At 48.9% G+C, this 2,408-nt stretch carries 1 protein-coding gene; it reads right to left on the bottom strand.

Annotation, left to right across the window (positions count from 1 at the left end):
• The coding region (locus tag EG849_RS15390) for a T9SS type B sorting domain-containing protein (RefSeq protein ID WP_148096071.1) at nucleotides 1-2,408 on the bottom strand (2,408 nt) is incomplete at both ends.

Here is a 2,408-nt window from a genome sequence, read left to right on the forward strand (position 1 = left end):
GAAAAATGCGCTCTAAATTCTTTTGCCACTCCTTGCTCCACATATTCTACTCTAAACCAGTAGTCAGTCGAAGGAAGCGGGCTTCCGTTCATAGTTCCGTCCCAGCCTTGGCTATCCGCAGATGGGCTCAGTTGTTTGATCAGTTTTCCGTAGCGGTCAAATATATAAATTTTTGCGTTAGGTTGGTCATACAATCCTACAATATTCCAAGTATCGTGGATTCCATCTCCGTTAGGTGTGAAATACTTAGGGTATCCAATTAGGAATACTTCTTCTGGTCCCGTATTGTCGCAGCCTCCTAAAACATCCCTTACTTCAATGGAGTGTTCCCCTCCTTGGCTAACACCCAGTGGAACGTCATAGAACACATTGCTCGACTGCCAAGCACCTCCGTCAAGGCTGTACTCGTACTGGCCGTAACCTGCGGTGATCACGGTGATCGTCTGACTATCTGTAAACGCGTTGGTCACTTGGATATCAGTGATTACCGCTGCACCAGATCTGGTGATCACAATTTCTTCCCTTTCAGAAACGCAGCCCGTAGCCAAATTGGTAACAATCAAGCCATAAGTAGCCGTAGCACCCGCGATGGATGTTATCGTATACGTTGGGTCCGTGCCTACAAGGTCTGCACCAAGGTACCATTCAAATGAATAACCCGGATCTGTACTATAATTCGTTGTAAGAACTACAGGAGAGGCCGTCCCGCTGACAAAGTCCACGCAGATGAAACCGTTGTTGTCATCCGTGATAACTGGTTCCGGAAGAGGATTTACCGTAAGGATAAATTCTTCTATCGCCGGACATCCCGTAACCGAAGTCGTATTGATTACCAATGCATATATCGTCTGGCTGAAAGCCGTAAGGTTCGTGTAGGTCGCCGGATCTACAATCGCATTGCTGTAAGTCGTCGTCGGACCTTCTGCGATATCCAGATTCATCAAAGCCTGGTCATCATAATAATGAAGCGTGTATTCTGGACCTTGCGTGCCAAGTATTTCTGCATCAAACTGCGTAAGGTCGAATTCATAGAAGCCGTCGTTAATACCGTCGTCATCGCAAGTCGTGATCCTTGGGTCGGCATCAAGGATTTCTCCTGCTGTCGATCCGTTGTCTGCGATAAGCATAACGCCCACCGTATTCACGCATCCGGTTGTCGTATTGACAACTCTTACGAATACTTCCTGCTGGTTGATCGTCGTATTGGTGTACTGGTCTGCAAGCGCGCCCGTTCCTGCCTGCGCTTCTGCAAGCGTAAGGTGGTAGCTGAACGTGAAGCCTGCAATGTCTTGGCCTGCGCCAAGCACATCTGCATTGCTATCAGAAAGCGTGAACACCGCAAAACCGTTATTGCTCTGCTGGCATACCGCATTCACCACTCCTGGGTTAACCACAGGAAGCGGATTCACAATCAGTAACTGCTCTACGATAACGTGGCAGTTCTCTCCATCAGAACCCAACTGTGAATTCATCACGTGAATGTATATAATACCTACACCTTCATGTGCCGTAGGATCTGGAATCTGGTTGCCGTCCGCATCATAGTACTCAAATATCAGATTAGGGTCGCCGTCTGACAGGTAAGTCTCGTTTACCGTAAGGTCAAAAATCTCTGTGCCGTTAGGCGAATCCACGTTGTCACACGCCACAAGAGGCGCAGGATCCGTATTAGGCGTTGGAAGCGGAAGAACTCTTATGGTAAGGGTCGTCGTGCTCACACATCCCGTAGCCGCATCGGTAACGGTAACAAAAAGAGTATAAGGGTTGTTCGTACCCGGAATGTCTCCGTTAGAGAACGATTCTGGAGTAGCGATCGCATTTCCGCTCTGCACATCGGCAAGGGTAAGAAAGTACTGAACTGAATGTCCGGCCGTATTTCCAGTTATCACCGCGTCCATAGACGTAAGATCGAAAACTGCAATATTATCTTGGAACGATTCTGTATTGTCACATACCGAAAGCTGGTAGGCCGGAGCCAGTGCCAGCGGCGTATTGATCTCAAGCTCGAAGCTTCCTACCGTGAAACAGCCTGTTACTGTATCGGTAACACGCACCCAGATTGTCTGGCCGTCGGTTCCCGTATAGTTTTGAGGCGTTACAATGGCACCGGTACCTGCTTCTGCAGCCGCAAGGGATGCGTAGTAGCGTACCGTATAAGGACCTGCACCTGTTTGGGCGTCAAGAATCGGTTGGGTCTGCTGGGTAAGGTCTACCGTATGGATACCGTCTTGGTTGGTGTCGCATACCTGGATAGGTTCAAGTTCTGGCATCTCTGGAGACGCTTTCACCTCAAGTTGCATTGCCACAACGCTGAAACATCCCGTAACCGTATCCTCTGCTCTAATGTATAGTGTCTGCGCGAAAGCATTCACGTTAAGGTATGGAGAGACAAGAGGAAACACGCCGTC

The sequence above is a fragment of the Flavobacterium macacae genome, assembly GCF_003865365.1.
GTDB classification, from domain to species: domain Bacteria; phylum Bacteroidota; class Bacteroidia; order Flavobacteriales; family Flavobacteriaceae; genus Flavobacterium; species Flavobacterium macacae.